The organism is Streptomyces halobius (genome assembly GCF_023277745.1).
Classification (GTDB): domain Bacteria; phylum Actinomycetota; class Actinomycetes; order Streptomycetales; family Streptomycetaceae; genus Streptomyces; species Streptomyces halobius.
In genome coordinates, this window is sequence record NZ_CP086322.1 from 2,489,761 (window position 1) to 2,508,609 (window position 18,849).

10 protein-coding genes are annotated in these 18,849 nt (G+C 70.6%); 7 read left to right on the top strand and 3 right to left on the bottom strand.

The features are described 5' to 3' along the window. Nucleotides 1-302 precede the first annotated feature (302 nt). Nucleotides 303-2,240 carry an NAD-binding protein gene (locus tag K9S39_RS11740; protein WP_248868695.1) on the top strand — a complete coding sequence of 646 codons (1,938 nt, stop codon included), beginning with the start codon at nucleotides 303-305 and terminating at the stop codon, nucleotides 2,238-2,240. Between the two features lie 117 nt (nucleotides 2,241-2,357). Next, a complete protein-coding gene (locus tag K9S39_RS11745) occupies nucleotides 2,358-2,867 on the top strand; it encodes an LppU/SCO3897 family protein (RefSeq protein ID WP_248863294.1) in 510 nt (169 codons plus the stop codon). Between the two features lie 145 nt (nucleotides 2,868-3,012). Here K9S39_RS11745 and K9S39_RS11750 read toward each other — a convergent pair whose 3' ends face one another. From K9S39_RS11750 to K9S39_RS11760, 3 genes are all read right to left on the bottom strand, one after another. After that, nucleotides 3,013-4,533 (bottom strand): alanine/glycine:cation symporter family protein, encoded by a 1,521-nt coding sequence (locus K9S39_RS11750; RefSeq protein WP_248863295.1) that lies wholly within the window; start codon nucleotides 4,531-4,533, stop codon nucleotides 3,013-3,015. Nucleotides 4,534-4,916: 383 nt separating this feature from the next. After that, nucleotides 4,917-5,636: a potassium channel family protein gene (locus tag K9S39_RS11755; RefSeq protein WP_248863296.1), complete on the bottom strand. Its 720-nt coding sequence runs from the start codon at nucleotides 5,634-5,636 to the stop codon at nucleotides 4,917-4,919. After that, a complete protein-coding gene (locus tag K9S39_RS11760) occupies nucleotides 5,629-6,999 on the bottom strand; it encodes a TrkH family potassium uptake protein (RefSeq protein ID WP_248863297.1) in 1,371 nt (456 codons plus the stop codon). The genes K9S39_RS11755 and K9S39_RS11760 overlap by 8 nt, the downstream gene beginning before the upstream one ends. A 395-nt stretch (nucleotides 7,000-7,394) precedes the next feature. Between K9S39_RS11760 and K9S39_RS11765 the strand changes: the two genes are divergently transcribed. From K9S39_RS11765 to K9S39_RS11785, 5 genes are all read left to right on the top strand, one after another. Then, entirely contained in the window at nucleotides 7,395-8,015 is a 621-nt protein-coding gene (locus K9S39_RS11765; protein ID WP_248863298.1) for a hypothetical protein, read from the top strand. A 57-nt stretch (nucleotides 8,016-8,072) separates the two neighbouring features. After that, nucleotides 8,073-10,151 carry an SPFH domain-containing protein gene (locus tag K9S39_RS11770; protein WP_248863299.1) on the top strand — a complete coding sequence of 693 codons (2,079 nt, stop codon included), beginning with the start codon at nucleotides 8,073-8,075 and terminating at the stop codon, nucleotides 10,149-10,151. 85 nt (nucleotides 10,152-10,236) lie between these two features. Next, a complete protein-coding gene (locus tag K9S39_RS11775) occupies nucleotides 10,237-15,072 on the top strand; it encodes a DNA repair ATPase (RefSeq protein WP_248863300.1) in 4,836 nt (1,611 codons plus the stop codon). A gap of 128 nt (nucleotides 15,073-15,200) precedes the next feature. Further along, nucleotides 15,201-16,256, top strand: coding sequence for a PucR family transcriptional regulator (locus K9S39_RS11780; protein WP_248863301.1), 1,056 nt, complete (start codon nucleotides 15,201-15,203; stop codon nucleotides 16,254-16,256). Nucleotides 16,257-16,476: 220 nt separating this feature from the next. Further along, the gene (locus tag K9S39_RS11785) at nucleotides 16,477-18,696 is read left to right on the top strand and encodes an NADP-dependent isocitrate dehydrogenase (RefSeq protein WP_248863302.1); all 2,220 of its coding nucleotides are present in this window, start codon (nucleotides 16,477-16,479) and stop codon (nucleotides 18,694-18,696) included. Nucleotides 18,697-18,849: the final 153 nt, after the last annotated feature.

The following is an 18,849-nucleotide window of genomic DNA, read 5'->3' on the forward strand; positions in this document are numbered from 1 at the left end:
TCGGGAGGTGCTGGACCGCAGGACGGAGTCCGGAGGTCCGGCACCGCTGCCGAACAGCCCCGCGCAGCGGCCACCAACTCGCCGCAGGCGCAACGGCGATAAACCCCCTGCGGCGGGAAGCCGAAAACGGCGGAAACCTAGTCGGCTCGGCCAAGCGCAGCGTGGAACCAAGTCGGCTCGGCCAAGCGCAGCGTGGAACCAAGTCGGCTCGGCCAAGCGCAGCGTGGAACCAAGTCGGGCACATAAGGGTCCACAAGGGCGTGCCCACACTCCCCACTCAATCCCCCATATCCGCAGCCCACATGGTCGTCTGTGGTGATGACGCGCTCGCGCCCAGGTTGGCCGCCGAGTTGCGCAGCATCTACCACCAGTCCGTGGTACTCGTCGTTCCGTCCGCCCAGTCGGCCGCCGAGCGGACGGCGTCCCCCGCGCGCGGCGCCGGGCGGGCCGCGGCGCTGCGTGACCGAGTGGCGGCCGTCATGACCTGGCGGGCCGGCGCATCGGACCGGGCGAACCCGTCGGAGGATCAGCTCCGGGGCGGAATAACGGCGTTGGACGCATCCGAGGTGGACGAGGCGGTGCTGACCGAAGCCGGGATCGAGCGGGCCGCTGCGCTCGCCCTCGTCTACGACGATGACGAGACCAACATCCGGGCCGCGTTGATCGCCCGACGCCACAACCCCCGCCTCCGGCTGGTGATCCGCCTCTACAACCGCAAACTCGGGCAGCACCTGGAAGAACTGCTCGACCAGGCCGCCATCCTGGCCGCCCCCGACCTGGACGCGACGGAGCTGGAGGCGTCGACGACGGTGCTCTCCGACGCGGATACCGCCGCGCCGGCGCTGGCCGCCACCGCCGTCGCCGGCAGCAGCAAGGTCGTCCAGGCCGACGGGCTGCTGCTCCGCGCCGCGGAACGCACCCCGCCCGGCCGTGGCGAGATCGCCGACCCCGGTCTGTGCACGCTCGCCCTGTCGTCGGCCACCACCAACGACCCGGCCGGGACGGAGGGTTCGGACAGCAGCGGGGACGAGGCGCCGCTGCTGCTCCCGGACGACAGCAGCGTGGCCGCCGCCACCGGGCGCGGCACGGTGGTCCTGGAAGCGGTCAGCTACGAGGGGCCCGGTACGCGTACCGGGCCGCTGGCGGGGAGGTCCGCGCCCCTCGGTTCGCTCTTCTCCCGCCGGCTCCGGTGGTCACTCGCCGGGGCGGCCGGCGCGGTGCTCGCCCTGGCCATCGCGTCCTGGGCGATGACCGGCGACGATCCGCGGCACGCCGCCTATGTGACGGTGCTCGATCTGCTCGCCATCAACGACCCCGCCCTGGGCGAGGAGGACGACCGGCAGATCCTCCAACTGCTCACCGGGGTGCTCGGACTGCTGCTCCTGCCGGTGATGATCGCGGCCGCCATCGAAGCCCTGGGCACCTTCCGTACCGCCTCCCAACTGCGGCAGCCTCCGCGCGGGCTGTCCGGCCATGTCGTCCTCCTCGGGCTGGGCAAGATCGGCACCCGCGTCCTGGCCCGGCTGCGTGAACTCGACATCCCCGTCGTCTGCGTCGAGGAGGACCCCGAGGCCCGCGGCATCCCGCTGGCCCGCCGACTGCGCGTACCCACCGTGCTCGGCGACGTCACCGAGGAAGGCGTGCTGGAGACCGCCCGGATCCACCGCGCGCACGCGCTGCTCGCCCTGACCAGCTCCGACACCACCAACCTCGAAGCGGCCCTGTACGCCCGCTCCGTCAAGCCCGACCTGCGGGTGGCCCTGCGGCTGTACGACGACGACTTCGCCGCCGCCGTCTACCGGACCCTGCGCACCGCGCATCCTGACGCCCTCACCCGGAGCCGCAGCGTCTCCACCCTCGCCGCCCCGGCCTTCGGCGGCGCCATGATGGGGCGTCGGATTCTTGGCGCCATCCCCATCGAGCGCCGGGTGCTGCTCATCGCGGCCCTCACCGTCGCCGGCCACCCGCAGTTGGAGGGCCGCACCGTGGCCGAAGCCTTCCGGCCCGGCGCCTGGCGGGTGCTGGCCCTGGACGCCGCCACCCCCGACGACCGGCAACCCGATCTCGCCTCGCCCCTCCCTCAAGACCCCAAGAACCCACGCTCCGGCCTCCTCTGGGATCTCCACCCGGGATACGTCCTCCAGCCGGACGACCGCATCGTCCTGGCCACCACCCGCCGCGGCCTGGCCGAACTCCTGGGACACCCGGCACCCGGTGAGAGCCGGGACGGCTCGGCGTGAGGGCACACGGAGACCCACCGGGACTGGTGACGGACGGCCAGGTGCCGGACGGTAGCCTGCACCGGTCAACGACACGTTGACCTTCATTCCTGTCATCAACCATGGGGGATCCCAGTCTTGTCCGCCCCGCCGCCGTATCAGAACCAGCCGCCCCAGCAGCAGTACGGGTATCCGCAGCAGCAATACGGGCACCCCCAGCAGCAGCACGGGCAGCCGCAGTACGGTCGGCCCCAGCCGCCGCGCGGTCCGCAGCGGCCGCAGCGGAGCCCGTTGCGCGCGCTGATCAGCGTCACCGTCGTCCTGGCCGTCTTCGGCGGCGTGGCCTGGTACGTGTGGGACTACAACACCCATCCCAACGGCGGCAAGGCCAAGGCGGAAGCGTCGCGCTCCGCCCAGGCCGAGGAGAACGAGAAGTACAACCCGGAGGAGGGCGATTGCGTCAGGATCCTCGACGCGCACGGTGACAACCCGACGCCGGAGATCGTCGACTGCAACTCCCCCGAGGCCGAGTACAAGACGGGCGAGCAGCTGAGCGGCACCCACGCGGAGTGCGAGTCGCCGCCGTACGACACCAGCATTCACTACTCGGGCCGCAGCAACTACACGTTGTGCTTCACCAAGCTCTGACCCGCCCGTCGGGCGGCTCTCCGGCCGTCACCCGCAGGGGCGGGTGACGGCCGGTGCCGTTCCCGGAACCTGTCGGCCGTCCACACGGCCGTGGGCCTGCCCGCCCTGGTGTCAGGTCGGACAGGCCCACGGAATCAGCGTCGGGTCAGGCGTCGACGCCCGCGTCGACGCTTTCCTTGGCGGGGTCGTCACTGCCGCCGGACTTCCGCGACTTCACGAAGTCCAGGAAGGAATCCAGCTCCCGCTTCACGATCGGGGCGAGCAGGTACAGGCCGATGATGTTGATGACCGCGAGCATGAAGAGCACCGCGTCGGCCATGTCGATCAGCGTCTGCAGCGTCAGCAGAGAGCCGGCGACGGCGAAGAGGCAGTAGATCACCTTGAAGGTGAGCTCGCTGGCCTTGCTGCGGCCGAACATGTGCGTCCATGCCTTGAGGCAGTAGTAGCCCCAGGTGATCATCGTGGAGAAGGCGAACAACAGGACCGCGAAGGTCAGCAGGTACGGGAACCACGGCATCACGGTGGCGAAGGCGTCCGAGGTGATGGTGACACCGCCGATGTCCTCGCCGGCGCGGGCCTCCAGCCAGCTCTTCGGGCTCGCGATGACGATGGTCAGCGCGGTCATGGTGCAGATGACGACCGTGTCGATGAACGGCTCCAGCAGGGCGACCAGCCCCTCGGAGGCGGGGTGCTTGGTCTTGACCGCGGAGTGCGCGATCGGCGCGGAGCCGAGGCCGGCCTCGTTGGAGAAGGCGGCCCGCTTGAAGCCGATGATCAAGGCACCGATGATGCCGCCGGTGACACCCTTCGGGCTGAAGGCCTCGGAGACGATCTTGCCGACGGCGTCCGGAACGACGGTGACGTTGGTCAGGATGACGACCAGGCAGGCGAGGATGTACATGATCGCCATGGCCGGGACCAGGCGGCTGGTGACCGAGGCGACCGAGCGGAGGCCGCCGAGCAGGACCAGGCCGACGAGGGCGGCGATCAGCAGGCCGAAGAACAGCGCGTACGTGGAGGAGCCGCCGCCGGTGACGGACGCCAGCTGGGTGTAGCTCTGGTTGGCCTGGAAGAGGTTGCCGCCGAAGAGGCCGAAGAACAGGACCATGACGGCCGAGGCGAAGGCGAGGACCTTGCCCGCGGTCTTGGCGCCCTCGCCGAAGCGGTCGACGAGACCCTTGCGGAGGTAGTGCATCGGGCCACCGGAGACGGTGCCGTCCTCATGGACCTCGCGGTACTTCACGCCGAGGGTGACCTCGACGAACTTGGAGGCCATGCCGAGCAGGCCGCAGAGGATCATCCAGAAGGTCGCGCCCGGGCCGCCGATGGAGACGGCGACGGCCACACCGGCGATGTTGCCGAGGCCGACGGTGCCGGAGACGGCGGCGGTCAGAGCCTGGAAGTGGTTGACCTCACCGTCCGAGCCCTTCTCGTCGAACTTGCCGCGTACGACGTCGACGGCGAGCTTGAACTTGCGGAACTGGACGAACCCGAACCAGCTGGTGAAGACCAGACCGGCGACCACGAGCCAGGCAACGATGAGGGGAAGATCCGTTCCCGCCACGGGAACGGAATAGAAGACGACTTCTCCGAGCCACTGGGCTATGGGCTCGAAGAATCCGCTGACTGCTTCGTCTACGGACTTTGTCATGGAGTCGAGTGACACGTGGCTACCTCGATGGCGCAGGGGCCGGAGCACGGGAGGAGTGCTGCCGTTGGTGTGCGGTCTTTAGGCGAACGCCGTTGTCCGGTTGGCGAACCCGGATGGCGGTCCGCGGACTCGGACCGTGATCATCCTGGTCGTGCCGCCGGTCGTGCCGGCGCTCCCCAGGCGGCCAGGGGTGCGGCCGTCTGCGGAGTTGCGCAGTTTTACCACGTCTTTAACAGGATCACGAGTGACGCAGGTCACAGAAGGTTGCGTAATCAATGAAAGCCCCAGCATATGAGACCGGACCGTTATCCGAATCACAGCAACCGTTGAGCGAACGGCCCGCCCGCAGCGGAATGATCCACTCCGCTGCGGACGCCCCGTACTGGTGAGTACCCCCCTCAGCTCAGTTCCGCGAACGCCTCCACCGCCTGGGTCTTGCCGGTGACGATGATGACGTCGGCCCGGACCACCACGGTCTCCGCGGTGGCGTAGGTGAAGTCCTCGCCCGCGCGCTTGATGCCGACGACCGTCACCCCGTACTTCGACCGCACCTGGCTCTCGCCGAGCGGCATGCCGGTGACGACTTCCGGGGCGACCGTCTTGACCAGCGCGTAGTCGTCGTCGAACTGGATGAAGTCCAGCATCCGGCCGGTCACCAGATGGGCGACGCGCTCCCCCATCTCGTGCTCGGGCAGCACGACGTGCGGAGCGCCGAGCCGCTCCAGGATCTGGCCGTGCTGCCGGCTGATGGCCTTGGCCCAGATATTGGGCACCCCGGCCTCCAGCAGGTTGGAGGTGATCAGGATGCTCGCCTCGATGTCGGTGCCGATGCCGACGACCGCACTGGTGAAGTCGTTGACCCCGAGCTGCCGGAGGACCTCGGGGTCGGTGCAGTCGGCGACCGCGGCATGCGTGAGGGCGTCGCTGTACTTCTGGACGAGGTGGGCGTCGGTGTCGATGCCCAGCACGTCCCAGCCGCGGCTCATCAGTTCGTGGGCGAGCGAGCTGCCGAACCGGCCGAGGCCGATGACGGCGACGCGCTGGTCCCCGAGCTGGGTGTGCTGGTCGGCCTCCCGCTTACGACGGCGCTTGCGCAGGGAGTGCAGATAGTTACCCAATGACTGGTCGCTCCTCGGGAAGCTGGTAGCGGCGCTTGCGCTCGCGCAGGGCCAGCGCCGAGACCAGGGTGACGGGGCCGAGTCGGCCCATGAACATGAGCAGGATGAGGATCAGCCTGCCGGAGTCGGGCACATCGGCGGTGATGCCGGTGGACAGCCCCACGGTGCCGAACGCGGAGATGGCCTCGAAGAGCACCGCCTCGAAGGGCGCCTTGGTCACGGTCAGCAGCGCCAGTGTCCCCGTGATCACCAGCCCCACGCCCAGCAGCGCCACGGTCAGCGCCTGCCGTACGACGTGCGGGGCGAGCCGGCGCCCCATGACCACGGCATGGGGCTCACCGCGTACCTCGGCGATCATCGCGGCCGCCAGCACGGCGAAGGTGCCGACCTTGATACCGCCGGCGGTACCCGCGCTGCCGCCGCCGACGAACATCAGCGTGCAGGTGACCAGCAGCGTCGAGGCCTGCATCGCCCCGACGTCCAGCGCGTTGAAGCCGGCGGTGCGGCTCATCGCGGAGTGGAAGAAGCCGTTGAGCAGCTTCTCGCCCCAGTCGAGGGGCCCCAGGGTGCCCTTGCTGTTCCACTCCAGCAGGCACGTCAGCAGCATGCCGACGGCGAGCAGGGCGACGGTGGTGATCAGCGTGAGCCGGGTGTGCAGCGACCAGGTCCGCCGCCCTGTGGTGCGCCGGCGGGTGCGGTGGCGCAGCAGTTCCAGCAGAACGGGGAAGCCGAGGCCGCCGAGGATGACCGCGGCCGCGACCGGCAGGGTCACCCACGGGTCCTGTGCGTATCGGGTGAGGCTGTCGGCGCGCAGCCCGAAGCCGGCGTTGTTGAATGCCGAGACCGCGTGGAAGAAGCCCACATACAGGGCTTCGCCGATGTCGTTGCCGTAGCCGTAGCGGAAGCGCAGCGAGAGCAGCGCGCCCACCGTGAGTTCCACGATCAGGGTGGTGCCCGCGACGCCGAGCAGGACCCGCTTCACATCGCCGATGCCCAGGCTCTTCGTCTCCGCCTGCGCGGTGAGCTGCATGCGCAGCCGCAGCTTGCCCGAGGCCAGCAGGGCCAGTAGCGAGGCCATGGTCATGATGCCGAAGCCGCCGAGCTGGAACAGCGCGAGGATGACGCCCTCGCCGAAGTCGCTCCAGTACGTACCGGTGTCCACCACGACCAGACCGGTCACGCACACCGCCGAGGTGGCGGTGAACAGTGCGGTGACGAAGCCGGTCGTACCGCCCTTCTCGGAGGCCACCGGCAGGGAGAGCAGCAGGGTGCCCACCAGAATCACGGCGGCGAAGGCCATGACGACCGATCGTGCGGGGTGGGCCGTGAACATCCGCCACACGCGCGCGACGCGTCCTGGCACGTGCCGTTCCTTCCTTGCCTTCCACTGGCTGACGGCCGGACGGCGGGGCTGTCAAAGACCCGTCAAGATCCGGCGCGTGGCCACACTATCCCGGGGGTCGGCGAAACCGACCCCGCACCCGCTTTCCCCGCCCGCCGAGCTCATCCGCATGGCCGCCGACCAGCCGAAAGGGAGCGGAGAGCCGACAGAGCCGGAGGTGCGGAGCCGAGAGAGCCGGAGGTACCGCCGTCCGGCATCAACGGCACATAAAGATTGCCGGGATCCGGCAATGCGGCGGACGTCGTCAGCGGTCCAAGATGGAGGTGCAAGCAAACGGGGGGCGCTCCCGGTGCCGGACTCTGGCAGCAGAGTCCGGCACCGGGTTGCGCTGGGACAGGATCAAGGGGGGTGACGGAATGACGGAGTTTCTCGACGTGTCGATGAGGTTTCCGGCCATCGTCTTCAGCGTCGCCCTGGTCGTGGTCCTCGCCTTCTGGCTGCTGGTGCTGCTGGGCGTCACCGAGGCGGACGGCTTCGGGACGGATACCGGCCTCGCGGCGGCGGGGCTCGGTGGGGTGCCGGTCACCGTGACGGCGTCCCTCATGACCGTCTGCGGCTGGCTGACCAGCCTCGGCGGTTCGGTCCTGCTGAGACGGGCCGGATTCCAGGGCCCCGGCCGCACCGTCGCCGATGTCGCCCTGCTGCTGCTGTCACTGCTCGTGGCCTGGTGGGTGACGCGTCTCCTCGCCGGTCCCCTGGCCAAGGTGTTCCCCGACGAACCCGGGCCGTCCCGGTTGGACTTCGTCGGTTCGACCTGCGTCATCCGCACCGGGCGGGTGGACACGCACTTCGGCCAGGCGGAAGTCACCGCGCGGGACGGCTCCACCGCCGTCGTCCAGGTCCGGCAGACCGGCACGGACGCACTGCCCAGCGGCAGCACAGGGCTGCTGTACGCGTACGACGAGGCAGGCGAGTTCTTCTGGGTCGCGCCCTTCGACGCGGCGCTCGACCCCGGCCCCCGGGCCGACCGCGGCTGACGCCGGCTCAGTCCGTCCGTCGAGCCGCCGACACTTCACAGATTTCGAGGTCTTCACATGGATGCCATCACGGTGGGCATAGGCGCGTCCGTCGCCGCTGTCCTGCTCGTCACGGTCGTACTGCTCCTGGTGCTCACCCGGCTGTTCCGCAAGGTCGAGCAGGGCAAGGCGCTGATCGTCTCCAAGATGCGGAAGGTCGATGTGACCTTCACCGGGCAGGTGGTCCTGCCCGTGCTGCACAAGGCCGAGATCATGGACATCTCGGTGAAGACCATCGACATCACCCGGACCGGACGCGACGGCCTGATCTGCCGGGACAACATCCGCGCCGACATCCGTATCTCGTTCTTCGTCCGCGTCAACAAGACCGTCGAGGACGTGGTGAAGGTCGCCCAGGCGATCGGCACGACGCGGGCCAGCGACCAGGCGACGCTGCAGGAACTGTTCAACGCCAAGTTCTCCGAGGCGCTGAAGACCGTCGGCAAGCAGATGGACTTCGGCGACCTCTACACCAAGCGTGATGAGCTGCGCGACCGGATCATCGAGGTCATCGGCACCGATCTGAACGGCTACAGCCTGGAGGACGCGGCGATCGACTACCTGGAGCAGACGCCGCTGGCCCAGCTCGACCCGGCCAATGTCCTGGACGCCCAGGGCATCAGGAAGATCACCGAGCTGACGGCCGTGGAGCACGTCCGCACCAACGAGTTCCAGCGCAACGAGGAGAAGGAGATCACCCGGCAGAACGTCGACGCCCGGGAGGCCATCCTCGAACTGGAGCGCCGCAAGGCCGACGCCGAGATCAAGCAGAAGCGCGAGATCGACACCGTACGGGCCCGTGAGGAGGCCGAGACGGCACGGGTGGTGGAGGAGGAGCGGCTGCGGGCGCAGACGGCCTTCCTGCGCACCGAGGAGCAGCTGGGCGTGCAGCGCGAGAACCAGTCGCGTGAGGTGGCCGTCGCCGCCAAGAACCGCGAGCGGGTCATCGCCATCGAGAGCGAGCGCATCGAGAAGGACCGGCTGCTGGAGGTCATCGCCCGGGAGCGGGAGACGGAGCTGACCCGGATCTCCGCCGACAAGGAGGTCGAGGCGGAGAAGCGGGAGATCGCCGAGGTGATCCGCGAGCGGGTCGCCGTGGACCGTACGGTCGCCGAGCAGGAGGAGTCCATCAAGAAGCTGCGCGCCGTGGAGGAGGCGGAGCGCGGGCGGCAGGCCGTCATCATCGCCGCCGAGGCCGAGGCGCAGGAGCAGCTGGTCAAGGACATCAAGGCCGCCGAGGCCGCGGAGCAGGCCGCCACACACCGGGCGGCGGAGGAACTCACCCTCGCCGAGGCCCGGTTGAAGTCCGCCGACCTGGACGCGCGCGCCAAGCTGCGGCTGGCCGAGGGCGTCCAGGCCGAGAGCGCGGCGCCCGGTCTCGCCGAGGTGCAGGTGCGCGACAAGGAGGCCGAGGTCATCGAGAAGGCCGGGCGTGCGGAGGCGGAGGCCACCGAGGCGCGTATGCGGGCGGAGGCCGAAGGCGCCCGTGCCAGGGCGCTCGCGAACGCCGAGGGCGCCAAGGCCAAGGCGCTCGCGGACGCCACCGCGATCGGCGAGAAGCTGAGGGCGGAGGCCGAGGGCATCAGCCAGAAGGCGGCCGCGATGGCGGCGCTGGACGAGGCGTCCCGCGGGCATGAGGAGTACCGGCTGCGCCTGGAGGCGGAGAAGGACATCCGGCTGGCCGGCCTGGACGTCCAGCGGCAGGTCGCCGAGGCACAGGCCACGGTCCTGGCGACCGGTCTGGAGAGCGCCGACATCAACATCGTCGGCGGTGAGTCGGTCTTCTTCGACCGCCTGGTGTCGTCGATCGCGCTCGGCAAGGGCGTCGACGGTTTCGTCCAGCACTCCGAGACCGCACAGGCCCTGGCGCAGCCGTGGCTGGACGGTACGGCGAGCTTCACCGACGACCTGAGCCGGATGCTCGGCTCGGTGTCGACGTCCGATGTGCAGAACCTGACGGTCTCCGCACTGCTGATGAAGCTGATGAAGGGCGGCGGCAAGCAGTCCGAGCAGCTGCGTGAACTGCTCGACAAGGCAGGCGCGTTGGGAATCGCCGACATGCCGCTCGCCGAACTGAACGGCTCTGTGAAGAGCTGACAAAGACCGGCCGGGGCCGCTGTACGGGGGTCAGCGGTTCCGGCCGCACGCACCGCACCACCACGGAGAGGGAAGGAAGCCGGACATGGAGACCGGTCTGGACGCGGGCACATACGAGGTGCTGCGGGACCGGCTTGCCGGGCAGGCCCGGCAGCTGGCCGAGCGCGCCACCGCGCTCAACGACCGCCGAGTGGAGACGTTCGGCTCCACCGGACTGGCGCTCACCGGCACCGAGCACATCCGCACCGAACAGCCCTGCGTCCCGCGCGACATCGTCGCCGTCGGTGACACACTGCTGTTCGGCTACAACACGCTCCCCGGGCTGCGGCCCGAGACCGCCGTCGGCGACGTCTTCGCCCTGCACGACAGCGAGTTGCGGCCGCTGCCGCAGGACGCGGTGCCCGGCCTGCTCGACGATCCGGCGTTCGGACGGGAATTCACCGCCCTCTTCCGCTACTACCGCGAGGCCCGTCTCCTCCAGCTGCGTCACATCGACGGCAAGCTGCTCGCCGTCTTCCAGACCGGCGAGAAGACCGAGGACATCCGGGTGCTGCGGTGGGCCCTGTCCGACGACGGGCGCGCCGAGTTCCTCGACGCGCGCGGTGACCGGGACCATGTCTTCCCGGCCTCGCACGGCTTCGCGTGGACGCCGGCCACCCGCGACGACCACGTCCTGGGCCGGCACCCGCACATCTCGGTCGGCGGTGAGATCTTCGTCGACACGCTCGGCGGTACGCTCACGGTCAAGCTGGAGGACAACACCGAGACCGGCGACGGGATGTACGCGGAGCCCGTCGACGAGCCGCTGCAGTCCCTCGCCGACGCGGACGTCGAGCACGCACGCGTCGGCGCGCTGATCCTGCTGCGGATCCGTCCCTACAAGGAGGACACCTGGCGCCACCTGGTCTTCAACTCCCTCACCAAGGCCGTGGTCCGCCTGGACGGCATCGGCCTGGCCTGCCGGCGGCTCCCCGAGGACCAGGGCATCGTCTTCCCCGGCGGCTACTGCCTGGCCACCGGCCCGTACAAGACGTTCGACACGGACGCCACGCTCCTGGCGGCCCTGGAATTCGAGCGGATGGTGCGCTCCCCCAACGGCGAGGACGTGCTCTTCGCCTTCCACGCGCGGGAGGCTGGCCACAGCCTCCTGCTGCCCTACAACCTGATCCGCAAGGAGATCGCGACCCCGCTCTCCTGCCACGGATACGCGGTCTTCGGCGCCGGCACGCTGTTCGTGCTGCGTGCAGGCGCGAAGGAGCCCGCGCGGGTCCACCCGCTGCAGATCTGGCAGTCACCGTACGTCTCCGACACCTATGCCGCCGAACGGCCCGCCGAGGACAGTCCGTTGGGCCGCATCGGCAACGCCGATCTCGTCCGCGGCATCTCGGACTGCCTGTCCGTCGCGCGCGCCGTCGCCGAGACCACCCCGACCGCCGCGGTGTACGAGACGCTCGCCGCCTCCTGCACCCGTGCCGCGGACCAGTACCACTGGCTGGCCGACGCGGAACTCGGCGATCTGCGCACCCCGCTGGACGCCCTGCGGACCACCGCCGAACAGGTCCTCGCCGAGTTCGAGACCGTCCAGACCCTGACCCGGCAGGCCGCCGAAGCCCTGGACGACGCCGCGGCCCGTATCGCCACGCTCGTCCGGCGCATCCGCGGCGAGGCCCCGCGCACCGCCCCGGCATGGGTCGAGAGCATCACCGAACTCCGCCGCGCCCAGGGCCGCTTGATGACCCTCAAGGAGATGCGGTACGCGGACACGGACCGTATCGACGACCTCGCCGAGCAGCTCGCGGGCGACATCGACACGGCCGGGCGGCGCGCGGTCACCTTCCTCCAGCGGCCGGACGCCTTCGCATCCCACCACACCGCCGTCGAGGAGCTCACCCAGGACACCGACGAGGCCGCCACGGTCGCCGCGACCGCGCCGGTCGCGGACCGGCTCCAGGAGCTCACCGTCCAGCTGCAGACCGTCACCGAGGTCGTCGCCGGACTCGACATCGGTGACGCCACCGTCCGCACCGCCGTCCTGGAGCGCATCTCCGAGGTCCTCGCGGGCGTCAACCGCGCCCGTGCCACCCTCGACGCCCGCCGCCGGGAACTGACGGCGCAGGAAGGGCGCGCCGAGTTCGCCGCCGAGTTCTCGCTGCTCGGCCAGGCCGTCACCGGCGCGCTGGCCGCCGCGACCAGCCCGGAGAGCTGCGACGACCAGCTCGCCCGGCTGCTGCTCCAGCTGGAGAACCTGGAGTCCCGGTTCGCCGACTCCGACGGCTTCCTCGCCGAGCTGGACGCCAAGCGCACCGAGGTGTACGAGGCGTTCGCCGCGCGCAAGCAGACCCTCCAGGACGCCCGCGCCCGGCACACGGACCGGCTGGCGGTCTCGGCGGGCCGCGTTTTGGAAACCGTCGCGCGCCGGGTGACCACGCTCGACTCCAGCGACGAGATCCACACCTACTTCGCCTCCGACCCGATGGTCGCGAAGGTCCGGCGCACCATCGACGAGCTGCGGGAACTCGGCGACCAGGTACGGGCCGAAGAGCTGGCGGGCCGGGTCGAGGCCGCCCGCCAGGACGCCACCCGCGCGCTGCGCGACCGCACCGAGCTGTACGCGGACGGCGGCGACACCATCCGCCTGGGCCGTCATCGCTTCGCGGTCAACACCCAGCCGCTCGATCTCACGCTGGTGCCCACCGCCGACGGTGACGCCATGGCGTTCGCCCTCACCGGCACCGACTACCGGGCCCCGGTCACCGACCCGGGCTTCGCGGAGCTGCGCGCCTACTGGGACCAGCTGCTGCCGTCCGAGACGCCCGACGTCTACCGCGCCGAACACCTCGCCGCCCGCCTGCTGGCCGAGCACGGCGCCCAGGCACTCCTCGCCGCCGACGATCTGCCCGCCCTGGTGCGCGCGGCGGCCGAGGCGGCGTACGACGAGGGCTACGAGCGCGGCGTCCACGACCATGACGCCACCCTGATTCTCGGCGCCCTGCTGCGCCTGCACACCGGGGCCGGCCTGCTGCGCCACACGCCCCGGGCACGCGCCGCCGCCCAGCTCTTCTGGGCGTACGACACCGAGCCGCGGGAGCGCGAGCTCTGGACCCGCCGCGCGGTGTCCCTGGCCCGCGCCCGCGACACCTTCGGGCTCGCGCCCGCCATCGCCGACTGCTGCGCCGAACTCGCCGCCCGCATCGCGGGGCCGGACGCCGTCCCGGCCGCCGACTACCTCTTCGAGGAGCTCACCACCGGCGCCGCCGGGTTCGTCACCGCCGCGTCCACCCGCGCCTTCCTCGACAAGTTCCGCCGCGCGGTGGACGGTTCGGCGTACGAGGCGGATCTGGCGGCCATCCCGGACCCCGCCGTCCGGCGGCAGCTGGTCGAGGCATGGCTGTCCTCGTACGCCGCCTCCGCGGGCGAGAGCACCGAGGACCTGCCCGAGGCGGTGGCGGTCGAGCTCTGCCCGGAACTGGACCGCTACGACTGCGACGCCCCGCTCACCGACACCGTCGACGGGCTGCTGGGCACCCACCCCCGTATCGACGGTCGCCGCCTGCGCGTCCGTATCGACGAACTCCTGGACCGCACCCGCCGCTTCCGTGCGGAGCGGCTGCCGGGCTTCCGCGCCTACCAGGCCCGCCGCACCGAGCTGGTCGCGGCGGAGCGCGCCCGGCTGCGGCTGGACGAGTACCGGCCGAAGGTGATGTCCACCTTCGTGCGCAGCCGCCTCATCGACGAGGTGTATCTGCCGCTGGTCGGCGACAGCCTCGGCAAGCAGCTCGGCACCGCGGGCGGTCTGCTGCTCCTCATCTCGCCGCCCGGCTACGGCAAGACGACCTTGATGGAGTATGTCGCCGACCGTCTCGGCCTGGTCCTGGTGAAGGTCAACGGCCCGGCCCTGGGCCACTTTGTCACCTCCCTGGACCCGGCCGAGGCCCCGAACGCCACCGCCCGCCAGGAGATCGAGAAGGTCAACTTCGCGCTGGAGGCGGGCAACAACGTGCTGCTCTACCTCGACGACATCCAGCACACCTCGCCCGAACTCCTGCAGAAGTTCATCTCCCTGTGCGATGCGCAGCGCCGGATGGAGGGCGTCTGGAACGGCACGTCCCGCACCTATGACCTGCGCGGCAAGCGGTTCGCCGTCTGCATGGCGGGCAACCCCTACACCGAGTCCGGCCGGCGGTTCCGGATCCCCGACATGCTCGCCAACCGGGCGGACGTGTGGAACCTCGGCGACGTACTGACCGGCAAGGAGGACGCTTTCGCGGTCAGCTTCATCGAGAACGCGCTCACCGCGAACCCGGTGCTCGCCCCGCTGGCCGGCCGCGGGCGCGCCGACCTCGATCTGCTGATCCGGTTGGCCGAGGACGACCCGGCGGCGCGGGCGGACCAGCTCCGGCACGCCTACGCGCCCGCCGAACTCGACCGGATCGTGGCCGTGCTCCGCCATCTGCTCACGGCCCGCGCGACCGTCCTCGCGGTCAACGCCGCGTACATCGCGTCCGCCGGACAGGACGACGCCACCCGCACCGAGCCGCCGTTCCTGCTCCAGGGCTCCTACCGCGATATGAACAAGATCGCCGCACGTATCGACCCGGTCATGAACGACACCGAACTGGCCGCCGTCATCGACGACCACTACGCGGGCGAGGCCCAGACCCTCACCACCGGCGCCGAGTCCAACCTCCTCAAACTAGCCGAACTGCGCGGCACCCTGACGCCCGATCAGGCCGCCCGCTGGGCCGAGGTCAAAGCCGGCTACGTCCGGGCCCGCACGCTCGGCGGCCCCGAGGAGGATCCCGTGGTCCGCGCCGTCGCCGCCCTCGGCCTGCTCGCCGACCGGGTGGCCGCCGTCGAGTCCGCCATCACCCGCGCCACCGACCCGCGCCATGGCCTCGCCAACCCCGCCGCCCGCCCATGACCGTCCCCCCGTCCGGCCACCCGCCCGGACCGCCGGACCTCGGCGGCGCCGCCCGCCCCCGCTGGTACGCCCGCCAGGAGCCTGCGCTAGAAAGGCGTTATCGATTCATCAGGAACACGGGGGCGGGCGTGGCGGAGCAGGACATACCCGACGAGTATCTGGACGGGTACGCCCGCATCCTCGCGGACGTCTCCGCGACCGGCCGGCGGCTGACCCGCGACGAACTCGACTCCCGCCGGGTGCTGGGCGAGCGGGCCGCGGAGGCGGGGTACGGGCTGCGCGCCCTGGTCGGGGCGCATCTGGCCGCGACCCGCGCCCACTGGCCCGGCACCGCCTCGGCCGACAGTGTGCTCGCCGCGACAGCCCAGGCCGTCGACGCCTTCGCCGAGGGCTACGAGCGGGCCCAGCGGCTCGCCGTACGCCAAGAGGAGGCCGCCCGCCGGGAGTTCATCGACGACCTGCTCTACGGACGCAGTGATCTCGGGCTGCTCGCCGAGCGTGCGGAGCGGTTCGGGCTGCGGCTGTCCTACGCGCACGCCGTCGCGGTGGCCCAGGGCGCGTCCGCGTACGACGACGGCGATGCCGTGCCCCGCGAGGTCGAGCGCGCGCTGATCGGCCGGTTCGGCGACCGCAGCATCCTGCTCACCACCAAGGACGGCCGTCTGGTCTGCGTCGCGCCCGGCGACCAGGACGAAGTGCTCGCCTTCTTCGCCAAACAGGCGTACGCCGCCACCGACGGCGGCCAGATCGCCATCGGCCGCCCCCAGCCCGGTCCGGGCGGCGTCGTCCAGTCGTACGAGGAAGCCCTCAACGCCCTCGACCTGGCCGAACGCCTGGAACTCGGTGCCCCCGTCCTGCGCGCCGCCGATCTGCTCGTCTACCCCGTGCTCACCCGCGACCGGCAGGCGATGGCCGACCTGGTCCTCAACGCTCTGGGCCCGCTGCAACAGGGCCGGGGCGGTGCGCAGCCGCTCATCGACACCCTCTCCGCCTACTTCGACTCGGGCTGTGTCGGGGCGGAGGCGGCCCGGCGTCTGGCACTGAGCCCGCGCGCCTTCACCTACCGCCTGGAACGCATCCACAAGCTGACGGGCGCCGACCCGGCCGACCCGGTGCACCGCTACACCCTGCAGACCGCGGTGATCGGCGCCCGGCTGCTCGACTGGCCGGCCAAGCAGTTCTGAGGACGACGGGGTGTGTCCCGACCAAGAGGAGGACGGGGCGAGCCCCCAAGGGGAGGACGGGGCAAGCCTCATCCAACCGGCAAAATCCCACACAAACCGGTCGTTCCGTAAGCACATCCCCCACTCCGCCGTCTGGCGCCCGCAGGGCCCTTTCGAGACCGGCACGATCACGAGATATCTTGATGTCGAGCAATGTTGCAGACGTGGAGCGGAGCACCCGGTGACTGACTCGACCATCATCTACACACACACTGACGAGGCCCCTGCCCTGGCAACGCATTCGTTCTTGCCCGTGGTCCAGGCGTACGCCTCGACGGCCGGGGTGCGTGTGGAGACGCGTGACATCTCCCTGGCGGGACGGATCATCGCCAGCTTCCCCGAGCGTCTTGAGGAGGGCCGGCGCATCGACGACGCGCTGGCCGAGCTCGGCCGACTGGCCAAGACTCCCGAGGCGAACATCATCAAGCTGCCGAACATCTCGGCTTCGATTCCGCAGCTCAAGGCGGCCATCGCCGAGCTGCAGCAGCAGGGCTACGCGCTGCCGGACTACCCGGACGACCCCAAGACCGATGAGGAAAAGGACGTCCGCGCGCGCTACGACAAGGTCAAGGGCAGCGCCGTGAACCCGGTGCTGCGTGAGGGCAACTCCGACCGCCGCGCCCCCGCGTCGGTCAAGAACTACGCCAAGGCGCACCCGCACCGGATGGGTGCCTGGACGGCCGACTCGAAGACGAACGTCGCCACCATGGGCACCGACGACTTCCGCTCCACCGAGAAGTCCGCCGTCATCGCCGAGGACGGCTCGCTGCGCATCGAGCTGGCGGGCGACGACGGCAGCACCACCGTGCTGCGTGAGTCGGTCCCGGTGCTGGCCGGCGAGGTCGTCGACGCCTCCGTCATGCGCGTCGCGCCGCTGCGCGAGTTCCTCATGGCGCAGGTCGCCCGCGCCAAGGCCGAGGGCGTGCTGTTCTCGGTGCACCTCAAGGCCACGATGATGAAGGTCTCCGACCCGATCATCTTCGGTCACGTGGTGCGCGCCTTCTTCCCGAAGACCTTCGCCGAGTACGGCGAGGCGCTCGCCGCCGCCGGCCTCACCCCGAACGACGGTCTCGGCGGCATCCACCAGGGCCTGGAGTCGCTGCCCGAGGGCGCCGAGATCAAGGCGTCCTTCGACGCCGAGCTCGCCGACGGCCCGGAGCTGGCCATGGTCGACTCCGACAAGGGCATCACCAACCTGCACGTCCCGTCGGACGTCATCGTCGATGCCTCCATGCCGGCCATGATCCGCACCTCCGGCCACATGTGGGGCCCGGACGGCGAGGAGCACGACACCCTCGCGGTGCTGCCCGACAGCAGCTACTCCGGCGTCTACCAGGCCGTCATCGAGGACTGCCGGGCGAACGGCGCCTTCGACCCGTCGACCATGGGCTCGGTGCCGAACGTCGGCCTCATGGCGCAGAAGGCCGAGGAGTACGGCAGCCACGACAAGACCTTCGAGATCCCCGCCACGGGTGAGGTGCGGGTCCTCGACGAGAGCGGCAACGTCGTCCTGGAGCAGACCGTGGGCGCCGGCGACATCTTCCGTATGTGCCAGGCCAAGGACGCTCCGATCCGGGACTGGGTCAAGCTCGCCGTCACCCGCGCCCGCGCGACCGGCGACCCGGCCGTCTTCTGGCTCGACGAGCACCGCGCGCACGACGCACAGCTGATCAAGAAGGTCAGGCAGTACCTCCCCGAGCACGACACCGAGGGGCTGCGGATCGAGATCATGTCGCCGGTCGAGGCGACCAAGTTCTCCCTGGAGCGCATCCGCCGGGGCGAGAACACCATCTCGGTCACCGGCAATGTGCTGCGTGACTACCTGACCGACCTGTTCCCGATCCTGGAGCTGGGCACCAGCGCCAAGATGCTGTCGGTCGTCCCGCTCATGAACGGTGGCGGGCTGTTCGAGACCGGTGCCGGCGGCTCCGCTCCCAAGCACGTCCAGCAGCTGGTCAAGGAGAACTACCTGCGCTGGGACAGCCTGGGCGAGTTCTTCGCGCTCGCGGCCAGCTTCGAGCACCTCGCGCAGACGACGGGCAACGCGCGCGCCCAGGTGCTCGCCAGCACCCTCGACCGCGCGACCGGCACCTTCCTCAACGAGAACAAGTCGCCGAGCCGCCGCGTCGGTGGCATCGACAACCGCGGCAGCCACTTCTACCTGGCGCTCTACTGGGCGCAGGAGCTGGCGAAGCAGACCGACGACACGCAGCTGGCGGAGGCGTTCGCGCCGCTCGCCAAGACGCTGACCGAGCAGGAGCGGACGATCGTCGACGAGTTGGTCGCGGTGCAGGGCTCGCCGGCCGACATCGGCGGCTACTACCATCCCGACGCCGCCAAGGCCGCGGCCGTGATGCGTCCGTCGGCGACCCTCAACCAGGCTCTCGCGACGCTCGGCTGACGCGAGACGACGAGAGGCCGACGCCGGACCGTGGAGGACCGCACCGCGGTCCGCCCGCGGTCCGCACCGCGTCCGATCCGCCCCGGCCGGCACCCTGCCCGGCCGGGGCGGCCCCGTTCCGGCCGACGGCCCGCTCACGCCCCCTCGCGCCCT